Raw genomic sequence first — 19143 nt, forward strand, 5'->3', positions numbered from 1 at the left:
GCCTAGGCAGCCAAACTGTGGCGCTTACCAAACAGCGCCACACTCCCCACCCCTACCGCCCCCATCACCACGCAATACCCCACGCAAATCCACGGGCTGGTCGGCATCAGCGCAATCAGCAACAACGGCGTGGTACTCGCCCATAGCGCGTAGGCAATGTTGTAGGTGAAGGAAATCCCCGACACCCGCACCTGCGCTGGAAACAGGCCGACCATCACCGACGGCACCGCGCCCACCACGCCACAACTCAGGCCCGCCACGGCGTACGCCGCGCCCAGCCAGATACCGCCGCTGATCAGGCTGGCGTACAGGACCGCAATCCCCACCGGCAGCAACAGGCTGTAGACCAGCACAGCGCGCCAGGCGCCGATACGGTCGACCAGCAAGCCCGCCAGCACACAACCGATATTGAGGAACACGATGCCCAAGGCGCTCAAGGCGAAGGTGCGGCTGGGGCTCATGCCGAAGGTTTTCTGCATCATGGTCGGGGTGATGACCACCAGCACCACCACGGCGGAGGTGAGCACGCAGGTGAGGATCATTGCCGGTAACAACACGGCGCGATGGTCACGCAACACGGTGCGCAGGGGGAGTTCGGCGGCGGCCTGGCGGCGGGCCTGCATTTCGAGGAACACCGGGGTCTCGCTGAGCCAGCGACGCAACCACACGCCAATCACGCCGAACACGCCGCCGAGCAGGAAGGGAAAGCGCCAGGCGTAGTCGAGTATTTCGGCCGGGGTGAAGACTTGCGCCAGCAGGGTCGCTGTCAGTGCGCCGAGCAGGTAGCCGAAGGTCAGGCCAGCTTGCAGGAAGCCCAGGGCGTAACCACGATGGTGGGTCGGCGCGTGTTCAGCGACAAAGGTCCAGGCGCTGGGTACTTCACCGCCCACGGCAGCGCCTTGCAGCACGCGCAGCGCCAGCAGGATCAGGGGCGCGAAATAACCGATTTGCGCGTAGGTTGGCATGATCCCGATCAGCAGGCAGGGCAGCGCCATCATCAGGATGCTCAGGCTGAACACTCGCTTGCGTCCAAGGTGATCGGCGAAGTGCGCCATCAGGATGCCGCCCAGCGGGCGCGCCAGGTATCCGGTGACGAAAATGCCGAAGCTTTGCAGCAGGCGCAGCCACTCGGGCATTTCCGGCGGGAAGAACAGTTGGCTCAAGGTCAGCGCGAAAAACACGAAGATGATGAAGTCGTAGATTTCCAGGGCACCGCCCAGGGCGGCCAGGCCCAGGGTTTTGTAGTCGGAGCGGGAAAAACGCTGCGCCTGTGTAGGAAAGGTGGCAGTCATGTAGAGGCTCGGCAGACAAACAAAATGGCGTGCAGGTTATGAGCTGAGCCCAATGATGGCAATCGCGGCAGATATATTTGTTTTCCTCATTGATCGATGAAGATAACTGCATTCCCATATCAATGGCCGTAGCGGAACATGCCGGAAAATTGCCTGCACCCTAATAACTATAAGAGGAAAGACTCGTGGCCGACGCTATCGAAGAAAGCCGCTATGCCCGATTTGCCCTGCGTTGCTCCAACTTCGCCGAACGCTGGTTTCCCGACTCCTGGGTGTTTGCGGCACTCGCCGTGATCATCGTCGCCGTGGCGACCCTGGGCATGGGCGCCGCGCCAACCGAAGCCGCCAAAGCGTTCGGTGACGGGTTCTGGAGCCTGATCCCCTTCACCATGCAGATGGCCTTTGTGGTGATCGGGGGTTATGTGGTGGCCAGCTCGCCGCCCGCGGTGAAACTGATCGACCGCCTGGCGCGTATCCCCAAGAACGGCCGCTCCGCCGTGGCCTGGGTGGCGTTGATCTCGATGGTCGCCTCCTTGCTGAACTGGGGCCTGTCCCTGGTATTCGGCGGCTTGCTGGTACGGGCGCTGGCGCGTCGTACGGATTTGAAGATGGATTACCGCGCAGCCGGTGCGGCGGCGTATCTGGGGCTGGGCGCCGTGTGGGCGTTGGGGTTGTCGTCGTCGGCCGCGCAGTTGCAGGCCAACCCGGCCAGCCTGCCGCCGTCGATCCTGTCGATCACCGGTGTGATCCCGTTCACCGACACCATCTTCCTGTGGCAATCCGGCGTGCTGCTGCTGGCATTGATCGTGGTCTCGCTGATCATCGCCTACGCCACCGCCCCCGGCCCGAACAGCGCGCGTGATGCCAAGGCCTGCGGCGTCGACCCGGCGTTCAACTTGCCCAAGATACAAGCACCGACTCGCCCCGGAGAGTGGCTGGAGCACAGCCCGTTGCTGACCATTCTCCTGGCATTGCTGGCGGCGGGTTGGCTGTTCCATGAGTTTTCGACCAAGCCGGCGATCAGTGCAATCTCGGGGCTGAACACCTACAACTTCCTGTTCATCATGGTCGGCGCCCTGCTGCACTGGCGTCCGCGCAGCTTCCTCGATGCGGTGGCCCGTGCAGTGCCGACCACCACCGGCGTGCTGATCCAGTTCCCGCTGTACGGCTCGATTGCCGCGCTGATGACCGTCGTCAAAGGCGGTGACGGCCAGACTCTGGCACATCACATCTCGACCTTCTTCACTTCCATCGCCTCCCACGACACCTACGCGCTGCTGATGGGCGTTTACTCGGCGGTGCTCGGTTTCTTCATTCCGTCGGGCGGCGGCAAGTGGATTATCGAAGCGCCCTACGTGATGCAAGTCGCCAATGACCTGCAGTACCACCTGGGCTGGGCGGTGCAGATCTACAACGCCGCCGAAGCGCTGCCGAACCTGATCAACCCGTTCTATATGCTGCCGTTGCTGGGAGTGCTGGGGTTGAAGGCGCGGGATTTGATCGGGTTTTCGTTCGTGCAGTTGCTGGTGCACACACCGCTGGTGTTGTTCTTGCTGTGGGCGCTGGGAACGACGTTGAAGTATTTGCCGCCGGTCATGCCTTGATCAACGGATGAAGCACCTGTTGTTGCAACGGGTGCTTCATACAACTGCGACGGGAAGACGCTCCAATAAATCAGGTAAAGCGCTCTGGATCGTGTTCCAAACCATATCAAGGTTAATATCGAAGTAACCGTGGGCGATTCGGTTGCGCATTCCGCGCATGCTACGCCATGGCACTTGTGAGTGAGCTGCCGCAAAATCCGGGTACTGGCCGCGCCTCTGCCAACACTTTCGCGCGAAACTTCAACCGCAAATCAGCAGGCGTCAGCAAGTCCACATTGACCCCAAGCAGATCCTCAAGCTCGACCTGCAGCCCGCCAAGATCAAAAAGGGTCGTTCCCGGCGGAGCATCGACCAACAAATCCAGATCACTGCCCTCTTGGTCGGTCCCCAGCAACACAGACCCGAATACTCTTGGGTTTGAGATGCGAAAGCGTCCTACCACCTCTCTGACGGCGGCTCGCTGTAGGTCAAGGGCGGTTGAAGGTTTCACGGTTCACCTCAATGGCATCCAGTATCTAACCCGTCCAGCAGTGCAGGTCGCCGGTAGACACATGCATATAAAACACCTGGCCCTGAATACAATCGACAAGATAGAAGCCAACTCTCTGACCAAACGCGTGGTCTTATCTCACTCAGATGGATGGCCCTTCCTGACTCCTCCCGCCAATGCCTTTGATTAACCTGTCTCGGCTTTCTCCTCACCTGACACCAAGGAAAATCCGATGACGCCCCTCTCCAAATCGCTGGAAGAACTGATCACTGATATCTACAAGGACGACAAGGTTTCGGTTCCTGAATACCGAACATTGCGCGACGACGCCGACCGCCGCATGGCCGCCGTGATCAAGGAGTTCGGCCTGCATAACAACATCACCGCGTTCCAGAAATCGATCGACGTGGCGATGCAGCTGTTGCAGACCAGTGTCATCGATGCAAAGAAGGCCAAGCTGACCGACACGGGCGAGGCCATCGTCAAGGATGCGGTGACGGCCCAAGTGGAGTACTTGCGCGCCGGCAGCCAACTGGCACTGCGTCTGCTGTGAAATCACTGTCTTCGTTCCGTCACATTGCATTGCTACCGTCCTGCGAAATATCTTGCAACATTTCGCCAAGGACTCCCCCGCAATGAGTGACGAGCACGAAGACCGCCCTTCCCCCGATTCCGCAGCCCAGCCGCCGGTCGACACCAGCCGCCGGCGCTTTCTGGGAGGCGCAGCGGTGTTGGGGGTCGGCGCGACGTTAAGTGCCTGCGGCAACACTAGCGAAGCGCCGGGCAAACCGGTGGCACGTCCGCTCACGTCGCAAGAGTTGGACAAGGCACTGCACGATCAGGTGAAAACCGTGGTGGTGATCTACGCCGAGAACCGCAGCTTCAACAATCTGTTTGCGGATTTCCCGGGGGTGGAGAAACCGCTGTCAGCACTCTCCGCCGCCGACACACAGCAACGCGACCGCGACGGCAGCCCGCTGACCACCCTGCCACCGGCCTGGGGTGGCGTGCTGCAAGTCGGGCCGCAGACGGTGGACGGGGTGACCTACCCCAGCGAAGTGCAATTCCAGGAAAACCTGCCCAACGCGCCGTTCGCGCTTAAGGGCCCGGATGCGGAAGACCTGCCACTGAGCCTGGTCACCCGCGACTTGTGGCACGTGTTCTACCAGAACCAGATGCAAATCAATGGCGGTAAGAACGACAACTTCGTCGCCTGGGCCGACTCGGGTGGCCTGGTGATGGGTCATTACGCCCAGAGCCGTTATTCCCTGCGCCTGTGGGACGTGGCCAAGGAGTTTGTACTCTGCGACAACTTCTTCCAGGGGGCATTTGGTGGCTCGTTCCTCAACCACCAGTACCTGATCAGCGCCACCGCGCCGTTTTACCCGAATGCCGCGCAATCGGTGGCCAAGGCGCAGATCGCCACGCTGCAAAGCGATGACCCCACCGACCCGCGCCTCAAGCCGCTGGACAAGTCCCCGGCCAGCGCGATAACCGGCCCGCCACAGTTCGGCCCTAGTGCGTTGACCCCGGACGGATACGGCGTGAACACCCTGGCGCCGCCTTACTGGCCGACCTGGATCCGCGACCCGGAAAACCCGGATTACTCCAAACCCGACCTGCCCAACGTGCTGGTTCCGCAAACCCACGAACACATCGGCGACAAACTCTCGAAAAAGAATGTCGACTGGGCCTGGTATGCCGGTGCTTGGCAAGCCACCTTGGAGCAGTTCAAGGATTCGGGCGGTATCCCGAAGATTCCTAACTTCCAGTATCACCACCAGCCATTCAACTACTTCAAGCAGCAGGGCCCGGAGAATCGCGCCGAGCGTGACAAGCGCCTGCGCGATGGCGGTTTGGGTGATGAGTCCAGCACCAACAAGTTCTTCGCCGACGCCCAAGCCGGCAAACTGCCCGCTGTGACCTTCTACAAGCCTCAGGGCAACCTGAATATGCATGCTGGCTACGCTGACGTGGCCTCGGGCGACCGCCATATCGCCCGTGCCTTGAAGGTGCTGCAAGAGAGCCCGCAGTGGAAAAACATGGTGGTGGTGGTCACCGTCGATGAAAACGGTGGTTGGTGGGACCACGTGGCACCGCCCAAGGGCGACCGCTGGGGCCCTGGCACGCGGGTTCCGGCGATTGTGGTGTCGCCATTCGCGCGCAAAGGCACGGTGGACCATACGGTGTACGACACGGCGTCGATCCTGCGCTTGATCACCCGCGTATTCCAGTTGGAGACATTGGACGGCCTCAAACAGCGGGACGACGCGATGACCGCCCGTGGCCAGAAACCCATGGGCGACTTGAGCAACGCGTTACAGTTCAGCCTGTAGGTTTTCTTATCCAATAGCGACACGCCTGGCGATTTAACACGCGGTTTTCCTGGTCAACCGCTACTGTGTGGAGGTGGGCTTTCACCCCGCGCAGACGGGCTTTCGCTGACAAGGAAACAACAATGTTTAAACCGACCAGGTTGTCCTTCACCCTGGCCGCACTGATGGCGAGTGCGGTCGTACAGGCCGACATCGAGGTGCCATTGGGGAGTACGCAACGCGTGACCCAACTGTTCGCCTTCCCCAACAATTGCAATGTGATCTGCTTTCGGCCATGGACGCTGGAGCAGACGGCTGAACATTATTTGAACCAGAGCCTGCAACGGGATGGCTACAGCCGCGCTAAAGTCAGCGTCAAGACCCATGACGGGCAGGTCTCAGCGACCTTCAGTGGTGTGCCTGACAGTTACGGTCAACCCCTGACCACGTTGCTCAATACCGCCGACCTGGCCTACCAAGGCGCCAACAAACTCAACACTGACGGCAAGTGGGCCTACAACTGGTACTTGTTCCTGCCATTAGGCATGGCTCTGGAAAACCGCAAGAGCATCGAACTGCTGCACTTCCCGCCGGATTACTCGCTGACCCAGGCCCAGGACTATCTGGAATCCGCCACCACCGACCGCTGGGCCACCCTGCTCACGGACAATGGCATCCCGGCCACCGAAACGCCGGCTTACCAGACCATCATCGATATCGCCCCTATCGCCGCGCCCTCCAACGCGGGCAAGGACCTGGAAACCGTCTACAGCTACTTCACCGACTACCAGACACGCATGGTCCAGGAACTGAGCCTGCCCGCCAAAGGCGCATTGCCGATGGTGGCGTTTGGCGCACCGGTGCGAAACTGGATCAAGCAGCAGTACGGCCAGACCGTGGGAGTGCTGGGCCTGGCGCAGATCAGCCCGACGGCAGGCAAGAGCGTGTCAGTGCTGGGCGCCAACCATCCAAGCTACATCTGGTATGCCGCAAGCCCCGATACCTACGACGGTAATGAACAGAAAGCCGACGAGGCCGGCTTGAAGGTGATGGGGCAGGACCTGAGCGCCGCCTGCTGGCAGGCCGGAATGGGTCAGAAACCCGCGAGTGATCCGAACGTGTTGCTCAAGGCGTGCATGAATACGTGGCAGGTCACACGCAAGGAGCAGACCTGTGAATTGTTCTACACCTCGGTGCGCAACTTGTCCCCGGAGGATGCGAACGCGAAATGCGCCACGCCCGGCATCAAGACGCAGTTGAAACAACTCAAGAATGCCGCCCCCATCCCAGCCATTGCGGCCCCGGCGCTGTAGTTCGTACAAAAAGACCGATTTCTACTGTCAACATTGACAGTAGAAATCGGCCCCATCTTCAGCGAGTCTTGAGCGGCGCCCATCAGCTGCAAGACTGGTAGTCAGACACCACCCGCAGGTCGATGCAGCCTAAACCAGGAGAGTCATGAAAACTCAGGCCAAGGATAAGGCTGAAACTGCTGTGAGCGACTGTCTCTACCCGTTCAAGCCAACGCTCGGAAAGGGCTACCCTTCGAGCGAGAAATTCGAAGTGGTGCTGAACATTGAAGGCGTAGGGATTGGAATCAGGGCACGCACGGCCTTTGACAGCCGTGTATGCATCGCCAAAGTCTCCGGCTACGCCCTGAGCGAGCGACGCCTGCACACGTTGCAGCTATCGTCGCGTACCCACCTCTACGACTGTTGGTTCAGTGGCCTGTTTTCACATTCATGCAAACCGAATGTGTTTCTCGACCTGCACTATCTGGAGGTCTGGGCCCTGTGTGAAATCCACCCAGGCGAGCTGCTGACCATGGATTACGCCACGACCGAAGACGTGCTGTTCCGGCAGTTCGCATGCCAATGCGGAGAGCTGAACTGCCGAGGCTGGATTACCGGTCACGACGAGCTACTGAACGCCGAGGGCCAGGCGTTCATGGCCCAGTGGCGTGAGCGAAAACGCCCTTAGGCATCACCCAACGGACGCAGGCGATACTGCGGCGGCAATTGCTCGAAACCACTGATCGTGGTGTTCAAGCTCTTCCAGCGGCCATCCTTGATGCCGTAGATGCAGCCATGGATCGACAGGCTCTGCCCACGGTGCCAGGCATTTTGCACAATGCTGGTGTGGCCGACGTTGGCCACTTGCTGGATCACGTTCAGCTCGCACATACGGTCGACGCGCTCTTCTTCGGTCGGCAACTGGGCCAGCACGTCACGGTTTTCGTAATAGAGGTCGCGAATGGTGCGCAGCCAGCCGTCGATCAGGCCGAATTGGCGATCCTGCATCGAGGCGCGCACGCCGCCGCAGCCATAGTGGCCGGTGACGAGGATGTGTTTGACCTTGAGCACGTCCACTGCGTACTGGATCACCGACAGGCAATTGAGGTCGGTGTGCAGCACCACGTTGGCCACGTTGCGGTGCACAAACAGGTCACCCGGCAGCATGCCGACGATCTCGTTTGCCGGCACGCGGGCGTCGGAACAGCCGATCCACAGGTATTCCGGGGTTTGCTGGCGCGCGAGCTTGGCGAAGAATTCGGGATCTTCCTGTTTGATCGCGTCCGCCCAGCGTTCGTTGTTATCAAGCAGGTCTTGTAGTTCGTTCATCAGGGAAAGCCTCAGGAATGATGCGCAGTTTTGTGACTGACGACCCCACGTCCAGGTCACGCCCTGCCGGCGAATAACAGGCGTGAATTAGCTTGAATCTTTGGGCCACGCAGCCTGTCCACACACTATAAGCCCCACAGTATGAGGATTGGCCATGACTGAATCACGACGTCCCTACGGCGCTACGCAGCCTGAACCCATTGATGACAATGAAGACCGCATGGGCTCGATGCGCGAACTGGATTTTGACGAAGAGGAACCGACGGCGGAGATCGGCGATGAGATCCCTCGTCGCGAACGTGAACACCGAATGCCCGACGAACGGGTGCGTGAAGCAGGGCTCACCGGCGCGGCCACAGATGATCACGAGCCTACTGATGATGATTTAAGCCCGGAAACGTTGATCCGTGAGGATGGTGCGCGCGATGCACGGGAAGAAGGCGAGGATAACCCGGCGGATTACGACCTGAGCATCGTCGATGAAGATGAGATTGGCGGGGGTAATGGGTTGGATGAGGCCGAACTGGCGGATATCGACCCGATAGACGGTAAACCCTGATACACCTTCGCTCAGACTATTAACCACGACCTGTAGGAGACCGGCTTGCCGGTGATGGCGCTCTCAAGATCGCCATCGCCGGCAAGCCGGGCTCCTACGGTTTTGGACGGCGTTTAATCAACTAGGGTGCAGGCCATTACGACCGCATCTTCGCGGCCACCCACGGCGGGGTAGTAATCCCGCCGACGGCCGATTTCGTTGAAGCCATAACGCTCATACAGGCGGAACGCGCCGGTATTGCTGTCGCGCACTTCCAGGAAGCACTCACGCGCACTGGCGGCGTAGGCGCGGGACATCAGGTGTTCCAACAGCGCCAGGCCAAGGCCACGGCCCTGGTTTTCCGGCTTGACGGTGATGTTCAGCAGGTGCGCCTCATCAAGGATGATCTGCACCACACCATGTCCTACTTGCTGTTCACCTTCAAACATCAACCAGATCTGGTATTTGCCCAGCCCGTCGAGAAAGATCCCACGGGTCCAGGGGTGGCTGAACGCCGCGTATTCGATTTTCAGCACGGCGTCGAGGTCAGCCTCGGTCATCGGGCGGAAGGATAAAGCCTCACTCATCGGTTGTTTTCCAGCGCGCCATCAGCCGGCGCATGGCTTGCCAGACATCAGCCTTACGCTGTGGCTCTTCCATTAATAATTCCAGGCCCGGCAGGGCCCACACCGAGCCCAGGCCTTCGACCTGCAGTTCGCGGTACCAGGCTTCGGCATTGGCTTCGCCGGCAAAGCGCACCGCAGGCAGGCCGATCAGCCACAGGCACACGCAGGGTTCGTCTTCCAGGCGTGCCGACACAAAACCTTGTACAAAATCCCGGGCCGCTTCCGGGCCCTGGTCCATGTTGCCGCGCACCAGCAGCGGCCAGCGCACCGGGTCCCCGACGATTTGCGGGCTGTCGGGCAAGCCGGCGGCGCGCAGCATATCCTTGAGCAGCATGTAGGCGGGGTCGCGGGCCTGGAAGCGTTCGCCGGTAGGCAACTCGACCAGCAGCAGGCAGCGTCCGGCCCGCAGCAATTGCAGGGCGAAACGCGGTGGTGGCACCACCGGGGCCTTGACCACCGGGGCTGCCTCTTCCACGACTTTGGCTGCCTTGGTCACCGGTGACGGACGCGGTACTTCGACCTTCGCCCGCTCAACGACCGGGCGCGCTTCAGGTGCAGGCTTGACCATCGCTACCGGCGCGGCCGCCTCCTCGCCCGACGACTCGAACGCCTCATAGGGCTCAAGCGCCTGCAACAGCTCCGGCCGTGAGGGCGCGGCAAACGGCAGTTCGGTGCGGGGCAGCCAGTTGACCACCTGCATGGCGGTCAAGTAAGCGCGACGTCGGGACTCGATAAGCACAGCTCGGCCACTTGTGGATAACTAAAGAGCGGGGATTCTACCGCTGTTCGGCAACAATCGCCCACTGCGCACTGACCGGCTGTGGATAAATCCCGCGTCCGATGCAGTACAATCGCGACTTTTAATCGCCAACCAGCCGGCCATTCCGATGATCGAACCCAAGCGCGTCTTGCGCGCCCTCGCCGAACACTGGGCCCTGCTTGAGCCATTGTGCGAACACTTCGACCAAGGCACCTTGAGCCTTGGCGAGTTGCGCGCGCAATTGGCGGCCCAACAACTGGACAGCACACCACAGGACATTACCAGCCTGTTGGACGTGTGGATTCGCCTGGACATCCTGGTGCCTGTCGCCAAGAGCCCGAACCGTTTCGAGCTCAACGCACAGATCCATGACTTCCTGGCTTATCTTCGCAAGGAGCACCGGCTTGGCCTGTGCCTGGAAATCGAAGCCTACCTGCGCCACCTTGAGCGCCTGGCCGGTTATATCCAGGACGCCTTCGACATCCGTGATGGCCACGACCTCGCCCGCCAACTTCGCCTGCTCGACATGCGCGTGCGGGACGTGCTGAAAAAGCTCGCCAATGACGAACAGGCCCTCGCCGCCGTGGCCGACCGGGCCAAGACCAGCGACCGGCAGATCCCGTTGCGCCAGCGTTACGCCGAAGTCCTGGCGACCTGGGACGAATACGTCGAACCGATGATCCAACTGGTGAACGCCGATGGCGCCTTCGAGCAAGGCGTGCGCAAGGTGGAAAATGTGCTGCTGCGCATGCTCACCGAGCAACAGCGCCTTGGCCACCTGGTGGACGACGACATGCTGCTGCGCACCCACGCGCGCATCCTCGAAATGCAGACCAGCGCCCAGCTGACCTTGCGTCATGCGCGGGAACTGCTGCTGCCGCTGCGTGAAGAAGCGCGCCGGCACAACGCCGTGACCCGTGGCGCGGCGCTGGCGCTGTCGGCGATTCGCCGCAAGGGCCTGGACGCGGTGCCGCAAGCGGCGATGCCGATGTTTACCCGACCGCAAAGTACCTTTCTCGGCAGTGCCAGCCAGGTCGAGGCGTATGTGTATGCCCTGGCGAATTTCGAGCCGAAACCGGCGCGGTTCCCCAAGGCGCACAAGTCCCACAAGGGCGACGCCCAGCGCGCGCCGCGCACGGTCAAGGAGATGCTCGAGCGCTGCGAAGACGCGCTGCCGATGCCGGACCTGATGACCTGGCTGCTGGAGCAGGAACCGGACGGCGCCACCGACGAATTGCTGTACTGGTTCTCGCGCCTGTCCCGCGAAAAACGCTTCAAGCGCGAACGCCTGGAACGCCGCGAGTACCACACAACCGAGCACCAGGTCAGCCTGCGCTCCTTCGCCCTGCTCCCGGCCGGATCCGACGCCGCCGAGCACTCTGCGAGTACACCCCATGCATCTTGATCTATCCGAACTGTCCCAACTGGCGCCGATCTTTCGCGAGCTGTTCAAGGGTTATCACGTCAGCCGCCGCGACCCGGAGCTGTACGCACAACTGTCGAACTTCCAGGACCAGTACCGCACGCTGTTCAAGGCCCTGGGCTTTGAGCTGGTGTGCGATACCCGTGGCTTCTACTACTTCGTGCCGGACACCGCCGTGGCCGCCGCGCAGGTGAACAAGACCGCCCAGCGCCTGGCGTTGTTCACCTTCATCATCGTCGAGCACCTGGCCGACCAGGGCCGCGACCCGATTGCCGTGCTTGATGGTGGCAGCCTGGGGCGTGATGAACTGCCGTCGCTGCTGGAGAAGTACCGCGACCTGTTTATCCAGGCCGAAGTGCAAACCCAGGAAGAACTCGAAGAAAAAATCATGCGCCGCATGACCCAGCTGGGTTTTGCCAGCGAAGACAACGGCATCTATCGCTTCCTGCCGCCCATGCACCGTTTCCTTGATGTGTGCCTGTCGGTGCAGCAAGACCGTGATCTCGCGGCCAGCGTACACAGCGTGTTGCCGCTGCCGGCACCGGTGATCATCGACGAAGACAGTGATGAGAAATTGCTGAAAACCGATGACCCGCTGGACTTGAGTGACTTTGCGGACGAAAGCGAAGAAGACGCCCTGTCCCGCGCCATTGCCGAAGAACAGGAGACCGATGCATGAGTAAGGAACGCTACGGCATCCGCCGCTTCGCCCTATTGAACACCGCCGGTTACAGCCTGGGTTTGTTCCCGCTGGAGGAGCCGCTGTCGGTGTATGGCGCAAACAACCTGGGTAAATCCGCGTCGATCAACGCCTTGCAGTTCCCGATCCTGGCGCGCATGTCGGACATGAGTTTCGGCAAGTACACCCTGGAACAATCGCGGCGCTTCTACTTTGCCACCGACACCAGCTACATCCTGGTGGAAGTCTCGCTGCCCCACGGCCCGCACGTGATCGGCGTGGTCGGACGCGGCCCGGGCGGTGGTTTCGGTCACCAGTTCTTTGCCTATGCGGGCAAGCTGGATTTGGCTCACTACCAGAAGAACGACACCTGCCTGCGTCAGAAAGAGCTGTTCACCAACCTTGAGCGCGAAGGCCTGAAAGCCTACGAACTCAAGCCGGATGAACTGCGTCGTTTGCTGGTGGGCGGCCACACGTCGATCCCGCTGGACCTCACGCTGATTCCCCTGCGCTCTACCAGTGAGCAGAGCCTGAAGACCTTCCGCGCGCTGTTTATCAACCTGCTGCATATGCGCGAAATCACCGCGGCCAAGCTCAAGCAGCTGTTCCTCGATGCGTTTGAACATAGCCTGCGGTCCGGCAGCGTGGATTACATCGCCGCGTGCGAAGAAGCGTTCCGCGATGTAAGACGCATGGAGCAGGATTACAACTCGCTGGTGGCCGCAGGGCCATTAGTCGAGGCCCTGTCCAATGGCGTTCGCCAGCGCGATGTGCTGCGCGGCAAACTGCATCGTCTGTCGCCATTGCTCGATTCGTTGCTTGGCACCTGGTCGGACTACGCCAGTGCGCGCAAGGAAGAGCTGACCATTCAGGCCGAGCACTACCGTAACGAGCAGGACGCGCTGCAGAACGACCAGCGCGGCGGCACCCAGGAGTTGATGCGCCTGGAGCGTGAGATCAGTGGTATTCAGCGTTGGTTGGGCGAGCTGTCGGTGCTCAAGCATCGCTTTGCGCTGGTGGATGACGTGAAAGTGCTGGAGCAGCAGTTGCTGGCGGCCAAGGATGCCCACGATGAATTGGCGGGCGCCCTTGCGCAGTCCCGACAGTTCAGCGCAGAAGATCTGGACGAGCGTCTGCGCGACCTGGAAAAGCGCCTGAAGTCGGTCAAGCAGCAGCTCGATCACGCCGACAACAACAGCTACGCCAAGCTGCGGGAGGAATTCTCACAGCAGGACGTCGAGCGTCTGATGCGCCTGTTCAACAGTTCGTTGTTCAGCCTGCCGTTGGGCGAGCACGGCATCACCCTGGACGAGGATGGCCAGTGGGTCAAATCCCTGGAGCAGATCCTCGATGGCTTCAAGGGCGAGCGTTTTGAAGTGCCGGGGCTGTCCATCGACATCTCCCACATTGAACCGCCAGCGTTGCAGGCACTTGCGGATCGCGCGGCGTTGCGCGACCAGAAAGAGCGTCTGGAGAAAGAACTCAAGCAACTGAAAACCCAACAAGCCGTAGCCTCTGACCGCGCCGCGAGCAAAACCCAGACCGAAGCGTTGTACCAGCAGGTGCTGGATGCGCAAAAAGCCCTGGAAGACTTCCGCCGCGCGCAAACCCTGAGCGCAGAAGAAGGCGAGAAGCTGGAAAACCTGGCGCAGATGGAAGCGGCGCAGGATGAACTGAAGCGCTCCAGCGATGCGTTCACCGAGCGCGTTCAGCAACTGTCGGCCAAGCTGCAACTGGTGGGCCGTCAGATCGGCGATATGGAAGCCAAGCAACGCACACTGGATGACGCGCTGCGCCGTCGCCAGTTGCTGCCGGCAGACTTGCCGTTCGGCACGCCGTTCATGGACCCGGTCGACGACTCCATGGACAACCTGCTGCCACTGCTCAATGACTATCAGGACAGCTGGCAAGGTCTGTTGCGCGCCGATGGCCAGATCGAGGCGCTGTACGCCCAGGTACGCCTCAAGGGCGTGGCCAAGTTCGACAGCGAGGATGACGTTGAGCGTCGCCTGCAACTGCTGATCAACGCTTATGCGCACCGTACCGATGAAGCGCTGACGCTGGGCAAGGCTCGTCGTGCGGCGGTCACCGACATTGCGCGGACCCTGCGCAATATACGTAGCGACTACGACAGCCTTGAACACCAGTTGGCGTTGTTCAACCGTGAGATCAACAAACGCCAGGTCTCCAACCTGCAAAGCTTCCGCATCGTGCTGGCGCCGAACAAGGAAGCGCTCAAGCACATCGACCAGATCATCCACAGTGCGGGCCAGTATGAAGAAGGCGAGACACTGTCGGTGTTCGATCTGAGCCAAAGTGCCGAGCAGGACAACAAGAACGAAGAAGCCAAGGAATACCTGGCTCGCCTGGTAGCTGCCAACCATAACCAGTTGGGCCTTAAGGACTTGTTCGAACTGGCGTTCGAGATCACCAAGGTGCATGGCCAGCCGGTGATCCATACCGACATCGATGGTGCCGCGTCCAACGGCACCACCATGACCATCAAGGCGTTGACCAACATGTATTTGTTGCTGCACTTGATGGACCGCGACCAGGCCGGACGCGTGCGCTTGCCGTACTACCTCGACGAGGCGGCGGACATCGATGAGAAGAACCAGGCAGCCTTGCTGGAGACCAGTTTGCAGCTGGGTTTTGTGCCGATCCTGGCCAGTGTTAAGCCGCAGGTGTCAGCCCAGGTGGCGATCGACCTGGAAGGTGGCAGCGGACCGAACGGGATCTATATCGATGAGGCGGACTGGAAGTACATCCGTCGCCACGATGTGGTGAAAGCGACGATGAATGTGCAGGCGGATGAGCCGGAGTTGGATGAGGTCTGATTTGTTTCGCTGAAATGCAAAAGGCCGCGATCTTCCGGATCGCGGCCTTTTTTTGCGCATGAAATGTGTAGTGATTTTAAGGACCCCATCGCGGGCAAGCCCGGCTCCCACAGGGATATGCATTCCAATGTGGGAGCCGGGCTTGCCCGCGATAGCCACAACTCAGTTTATTTGCCGAGTGGGATTTTAGGCGCCCAGGTCAGCCATTCATCTTCAAACTTGTCGAACAGCGGGAAGGTTTGTTGTGGCCTGGCGGCACTGCCCATGCGCTCGCCGTCCGGTGTCGCGAAGGCGATGCCACCGGCAACCAACGTCTCCAAGGATTCAGTACGCACAGTAGCGCCTTTGAATAGACCGAAGTCGAGGCCAAACCCACTGGTATTCCAGAAGCGGCTACCGCCTCGCACCAGTGGTGCATATTTAGGCTCGATCAGGATATGGATCAATACGCGGTCTGCGGTCTGACCCAATTCGTAGCCGGTCACCTTACCCACGGTGACTTCACGGTAAGTGACCGGTACACCTTCTTTCAGCGAACCACGGCGCGCGGCGCTGAGGGTCAGGCTCAAGCCAGGTTCCTGATGCACTGCTTCTGGCGGTTGATCCAGCGCGACGAAACTCTTTTGTGGGCCGGCATTTTTCGTCGCGGGTTGGACTTCAATGTATTGCCCGGTGACCAGGGTTTCCAGGTTGGACGTTTTCATCAGGCCCAGCTCAGGCTTGACTACCCAGAATTGGCTACCAACACGTGCAATGCGGTCTGCCACCTGGGTGATACGGGCGCTGAGCAGTACTGACTGCATGTCGGCGCTGAGATCGACACTTTCAATCTTGCCCACGTCCAGGCCCTTGAAACGCACAGGCGTGCCAGGGCGCATACCGTCGGCGCGGTCGACCTTGATGGTCACCAGGGTGCCGTGCTGGTTGGCGGCCTCACGGTCGGCAAACAGACGGAAACGCGGGATGCGTTTTTTCAGCGGTACGTTCTGCTCTGGGGTTTCGAAGGCGATACCACCGGCCATCAGGCTGGCCAGGGATTCACTCTTGACCTGGATTCCACCGGTGAGGCCACCGGTCAGGGTGACGCCGCTGGCATTCCAAAAGCGCGTCGAGCCGTTGACCAGGTTTTCGTATTCCTTCTCGATGTGGACGCCGATCACCAATTGCTTGTTCTTGCGTGAGAACTGGTAGCTCTGTACCGAGCCGACCTTGACCTGCTTGTAGAGGATGGGGCTGCCGACATCCAGGGAGCCGAGGTTATCGGTGAACAGCACCATGTGCAGGCCAGGGGAACGCAGGTCCAAAGGCGGTGCCTTGGCGCGGGCAACATACTCCCGTTGTGGTGGGGTCCCTTTATCTCCTGGGCGAATGGCGATGTAGTTACCCTTGACCAAGGCTTCAAGCCCAGTGATTCCTGCCAGGGAAATAGACGGTTTGACGACCCAGAATTGCGTGTCCTGTACCAGATAATCCTCGGCCAGGGGATCTAGTGTCAGTTCCGCGTTGGCACTGGAAAGGTCTGGGTTGATCTTCAGGGTTTTCAGGCTGCCGACCTGGATGCCTTTGTACATGACAGGGGTGCGCCCCGCCTGAAGGCCTTCGAAGTCGGTGAGCTTGACCTTGACCCTGATGCCGGCTGCGGCGGCGTCGAAATCTTCGTACAAACGGAAGGGCAGGCTCGGATCAGTCGGCGGGCTGTCCTTGCGGTTCTCCGGCGTGGCGAAGGCGATGCCCCCAGCAACGATGCTAGAAAGGGATTCGCTGCGCACCTTTACACCGGAAAGGTTGGCGTCGATGCTGATGCCACTGGCGTTCCAGAAACGTGTGTGTTTGCGCACCAGACTGGCATAGGTCGGTTCGATGTAGACCTTGATCTCGACCGTGCTCTGGTCTTCAGAGAGCAGGTAGCTTTTGACTTGGCCAACTTGGATCTGTTTGTAGAACACCGGACTGCCACGGTTGAGCGAGCCAAGGCGGTCGGCTTTGACGGTCAGATGCAGGCCCGGTTTGGCGTCGGACAAAGGCGGCTCTTCGGAGAGCGCCTTGAATTTGCGCGTCGGTTCACCGTCGCCTGGGCTGGCGGCGATGTAGTTACCTGACACCAGGGTTTCCAGGCCGGTGATACCGGCGAGGCTGACACTCGGCTTGACCAGCCAGAAGCGCGTGTTGGTCTTGAGGTATTGGTCGACGTCCTTGTTCATCTCGATGGTCGCAATCACCCCGCGATTGTTGCCTTCGTCGTCCAAGGCCAGGGCCTTGACCTTACCCACCGGCATGCCTTTGTAGACCACTTCGGTCTTGTTGACCTGGATGCCTTCACCGCTTTCAAAGCGCACCTGAATATCGATGCCCTGTTGGGAATAGGCACGCCATCCCAGCCATCCACCGATGATGAGGGCAATCAGGGGCAGCACCCAAATAGCCGACCAGTTGGAGGCGGGGCGGGTTTTAGCTTTAGGCAAATCACTCATGGTCGTCGTCCGACTCCGTGTTATCCCAAATCAGTCGGGGATCAAAAGTTACTGCGGCAAGCATCGTCAAGATCACCACACTGGCGAACGCTGCAGCACCGAGATTGGCCTCGACACTGGCAAGCCGCCCAAAGTTTACAACCGCCACCAGGATGGCGATCACGAAGATATCCAGCATGGACCAGCGGCCAATGAATTCGATAAAGCGGTACATCACAATACGTTGTCGCGCGGAGAGCGGTTGGTGACGCTGCACCGAGAACAGTAGCAGACCTATGCCGACCAGCTTGAACGTGGGCACCAGGATACTGGCGATAAACACCACGGCAGCAATAGGGAACATGCCGTGCTGCACCAGTTGGATCACGCCTGCCATGATGGTACTCGGATCCCCCTGCCCCAAGGAATTGATCGTCATGATGGGAAGCAGATTAGCGGGGATGTACAAAATCGCCGCAGTGATCAGCAACGCCCAAGTGCGTGTGAGGCTATTGGGGCGGCGCGCATGGATCAGTGCACCGCAGCGCGTGCAGAGTTGCTCGTCGCTATCAGCGTCTTGTTTGTTCAACTCGTGGCATTCGGTACAAATCAGAATGCCTGCATCAATCGCCCGCATGATCATCCTCCCCTGACAACGCCTGCCAGATCTGGTGGGGCGACATCACCACCTCAAGCAGCACCTGAACCATTAATAAGCTTACAAAACAGGCAAGACCGAGACCCACAGTGATGGCGGCCATGTCGGCGAGTTTAACGATCGCTACCAGTACGCCCATCAGATAGACCTCCAACATCCCCCAGTCTTTCATGTGATGGTAAATGCGGTACAACAACAGTCCATAACTGCGGCCGATGTTCCAGCGAATACTGAGCAAGACTGCCAATTGGCAAAGTAGCTTGAGCAAGGGAATGCCCATGCTGCATAAGAAGACGACAGCGGCGACGCCTTGCATGCCGGTATCAAACAGACCGACGACGCCACTCCACACGGTGTCTTCAGAGGACTGCCCAAGTAGATTGAGCTGCATGATCGGCAAAAAGTTCGCGGGAATGTACAACAGCAACGCCGCCAGCACCAAGGCGAGGCTTCGCTCAACGACGTTGTGGCGGTGAGCGTACAGCTCGTAACCGCAACGCGGGCATTGGGCTTTTTCGCCGAGGGCGAGCACTGGTTTGCGCATCAGCAAGTCGCACTCATGGCATGCCACCAGGTCGTCCAGTGGTAAATCTGATACCTCAAGGGCATCAACCGGATCGGGCATAAGTAGGGCTCGGACTCTAAAAAAGGTTAGGTGCCTATTCTAGTGGTCTGGTTCAGAAATAACTGTGCAAATTTGTCGGGGGATTTGCGGTGCCAAAGTTTTCGACCGCCCAAAACAAAACCCCATTTGCTTTCGCAAATGGGGTTTCGGAATTTAATCTTGACGATGACCTACTCTCACATGGGGAAACCCCACACTACCATCGGCGATGCATCGTTTCACTAC

At 59.9% G+C, this 19143-nt stretch carries 17 protein-coding genes and 1 pseudogene; 9 read left to right on the forward strand and 9 right to left on the reverse strand.

Annotated features, from left to right (window positions below; translation table 11 throughout):
* Positions 1 to 2: 2 nt before the first annotated feature.
* On the reverse strand, positions 3 to 1292 hold the full coding sequence (locus EJ576_RS13085; RefSeq protein ID WP_122723640.1) for an MFS transporter: 1290 nt from the start codon (positions 1290 to 1292) through the stop codon (positions 3 to 5).
* Between the two features lie 185 nt (positions 1293 to 1477).
* Between EJ576_RS13085 and EJ576_RS13090 the strand changes: the two genes are divergently transcribed.
* Positions 1478 to 2896 carry a short-chain fatty acid transporter gene (locus tag EJ576_RS13090; RefSeq protein ID WP_033898403.1) on the forward strand — a complete coding sequence of 473 codons (1419 nt, stop codon included), beginning with the start codon at positions 1478 to 1480 and terminating at the stop codon, positions 2894 to 2896.
* Positions 2897 to 2932: 36 nt separating this feature from the next.
* On the opposite strand, the pseudogene EJ576_RS13095 reads toward EJ576_RS13090, so the two are convergent.
* Together EJ576_RS13095 and EJ576_RS13100 are read right to left on the reverse strand one after the other, a co-directional pair.
* Positions 2933 to 3100, reverse strand: a pseudogene (locus EJ576_RS13095) (DUF86 domain-containing protein); the annotation flags it as partial.
* A complete protein-coding gene (locus EJ576_RS13100) occupies positions 3057 to 3386 on the reverse strand; it encodes a nucleotidyltransferase family protein (RefSeq protein WP_126570488.1) in 330 nt (109 codons plus the stop codon). The pseudogene EJ576_RS13095 and the gene EJ576_RS13100, both read right to left, overlap by 44 nt.
* Before the next feature lie 232 nt (positions 3387 to 3618).
* Here EJ576_RS13100 and EJ576_RS13105 point away from each other — a divergent pair, with 232 nt between their 5' ends.
* The 4 genes from EJ576_RS13105 (at position 3619) to EJ576_RS13120 (ending at position 7681) form a co-directional block, all read left to right on the forward strand.
* Positions 3619 to 3939 (forward strand): hypothetical protein, encoded by a 321-nt coding sequence (locus EJ576_RS13105; protein ID WP_028618690.1) that lies wholly within the window; start codon positions 3619 to 3621, stop codon positions 3937 to 3939.
* Between the two features lie 82 nt (positions 3940 to 4021).
* Entirely contained in the window at positions 4022 to 5722 is a 1701-nt protein-coding gene (gene acpA / locus EJ576_RS13110; protein ID WP_126570489.1) for an acid phosphatase, read from the forward strand.
* A 122-nt stretch (positions 5723 to 5844) separates the two neighbouring features.
* Positions 5845 to 7014 carry a hypothetical protein gene (locus tag EJ576_RS13115; protein ID WP_122723634.1) on the forward strand — a complete coding sequence of 390 codons (1170 nt, stop codon included), beginning with the start codon at positions 5845 to 5847 and terminating at the stop codon, positions 7012 to 7014.
* A 145-nt stretch (positions 7015 to 7159) separates the two neighbouring features.
* Positions 7160 to 7681: an SET domain-containing protein-lysine N-methyltransferase gene (locus tag EJ576_RS13120; RefSeq protein ID WP_122723633.1), complete on the forward strand. Its 522-nt coding sequence runs from the start codon at positions 7160 to 7162 to the stop codon at positions 7679 to 7681.
* Here the strand turns inward: EJ576_RS13120 and can are convergent.
* A complete protein-coding gene (can, locus tag EJ576_RS13125) occupies positions 7678 to 8322 on the reverse strand; it encodes a carbonate dehydratase (protein ID WP_028618686.1) in 645 nt (214 codons plus the stop codon). The genes EJ576_RS13120 and can overlap by 4 nt on opposite strands.
* A gap of 154 nt (positions 8323 to 8476) precedes the next feature.
* Between can and EJ576_RS13130 the strand changes: the two genes are divergently transcribed.
* Positions 8477 to 8881 carry a serine kinase/phosphatase gene (locus tag EJ576_RS13130; protein ID WP_123477991.1) on the forward strand — a complete coding sequence of 135 codons (405 nt, stop codon included), beginning with the start codon at positions 8477 to 8479 and terminating at the stop codon, positions 8879 to 8881.
* A 113-nt stretch (positions 8882 to 8994) separates the two neighbouring features.
* Here EJ576_RS13130 and rimI read toward each other — a convergent pair whose 3' ends face one another.
* On the reverse strand, positions 8995 to 9447 hold the full coding sequence (gene rimI / locus EJ576_RS13135) for a ribosomal protein S18-alanine N-acetyltransferase (protein ID WP_005784514.1): 453 nt from the start codon (positions 9445 to 9447) through the stop codon (positions 8995 to 8997).
* On the reverse strand, positions 9440 to 10186 hold the full coding sequence (locus tag EJ576_RS13140; RefSeq protein WP_122723630.1) for an energy transducer TonB: 747 nt from the start codon (positions 10184 to 10186) through the stop codon (positions 9440 to 9442). The genes rimI and EJ576_RS13140 overlap by 8 nt, the downstream gene beginning before the upstream one ends.
* A 187-nt stretch (positions 10187 to 10373) precedes the next feature.
* Between EJ576_RS13140 and mksB the strand changes: the two genes are divergently transcribed.
* Genes mksB through mksF form a run of 3 tightly spaced genes read left to right on the forward strand, consistent with a single transcriptional unit; the run spans position 10374 to position 15185 of the window.
* Positions 10374 to 11651, forward strand: a complete 1278-nt coding sequence (gene mksB, locus EJ576_RS13145) for an Mks condensin complex protein MksB (RefSeq protein WP_028618683.1) — start codon at positions 10374 to 10376, stop codon at positions 11649 to 11651.
* A complete protein-coding gene (gene mksE / locus EJ576_RS13150; RefSeq protein ID WP_126570490.1) occupies positions 11641 to 12348 on the forward strand; it encodes an Mks condensin complex protein MksE in 708 nt (235 codons plus the stop codon). The genes mksB and mksE overlap by 11 nt, the downstream gene beginning before the upstream one ends.
* Complete coding sequence (gene mksF / locus EJ576_RS13155) at positions 12345 to 15185, forward strand: Mks condensin complex protein MksF (RefSeq protein ID WP_028618682.1); 2841 nt, start codon at positions 12345 to 12347, stop codon at positions 15183 to 15185. Before mksE ends, mksF begins: the two co-directional genes overlap by 4 nt.
* A 167-nt stretch (positions 15186 to 15352) precedes the next feature.
* Here the strand turns inward: mksF and EJ576_RS13160 are convergent, their stop codons facing one another.
* Genes EJ576_RS13160 through EJ576_RS13170 form a run of 3 tightly spaced genes read right to left on the reverse strand, consistent with a single transcriptional unit; the run spans position 15353 to position 18918 of the window.
* Positions 15353 to 17656: a PqiB family protein gene (locus tag EJ576_RS13160; RefSeq protein WP_126570491.1), complete on the reverse strand. Its 2304-nt coding sequence runs from the start codon at positions 17654 to 17656 to the stop codon at positions 15353 to 15355.
* A complete protein-coding gene (locus EJ576_RS13165; protein ID WP_028618680.1) occupies positions 17649 to 18272 on the reverse strand; it encodes a paraquat-inducible protein A in 624 nt (207 codons plus the stop codon). The genes EJ576_RS13160 and EJ576_RS13165 overlap by 8 nt, the downstream gene beginning before the upstream one ends.
* A complete protein-coding gene (locus tag EJ576_RS13170; RefSeq protein ID WP_122723627.1) occupies positions 18259 to 18918 on the reverse strand; it encodes a paraquat-inducible protein A in 660 nt (219 codons plus the stop codon). The genes EJ576_RS13165 and EJ576_RS13170 overlap by 14 nt, the downstream gene beginning before the upstream one ends.
* Positions 18919 to 19143: the final 225 nt, after the last annotated feature.

The sequence above is a fragment of the Pseudomonas sp. C 49-2 genome, assembly GCF_003970195.1.
Classification (GTDB): domain Bacteria; phylum Pseudomonadota; class Gammaproteobacteria; order Pseudomonadales; family Pseudomonadaceae; genus Aquipseudomonas; species Aquipseudomonas canadensis.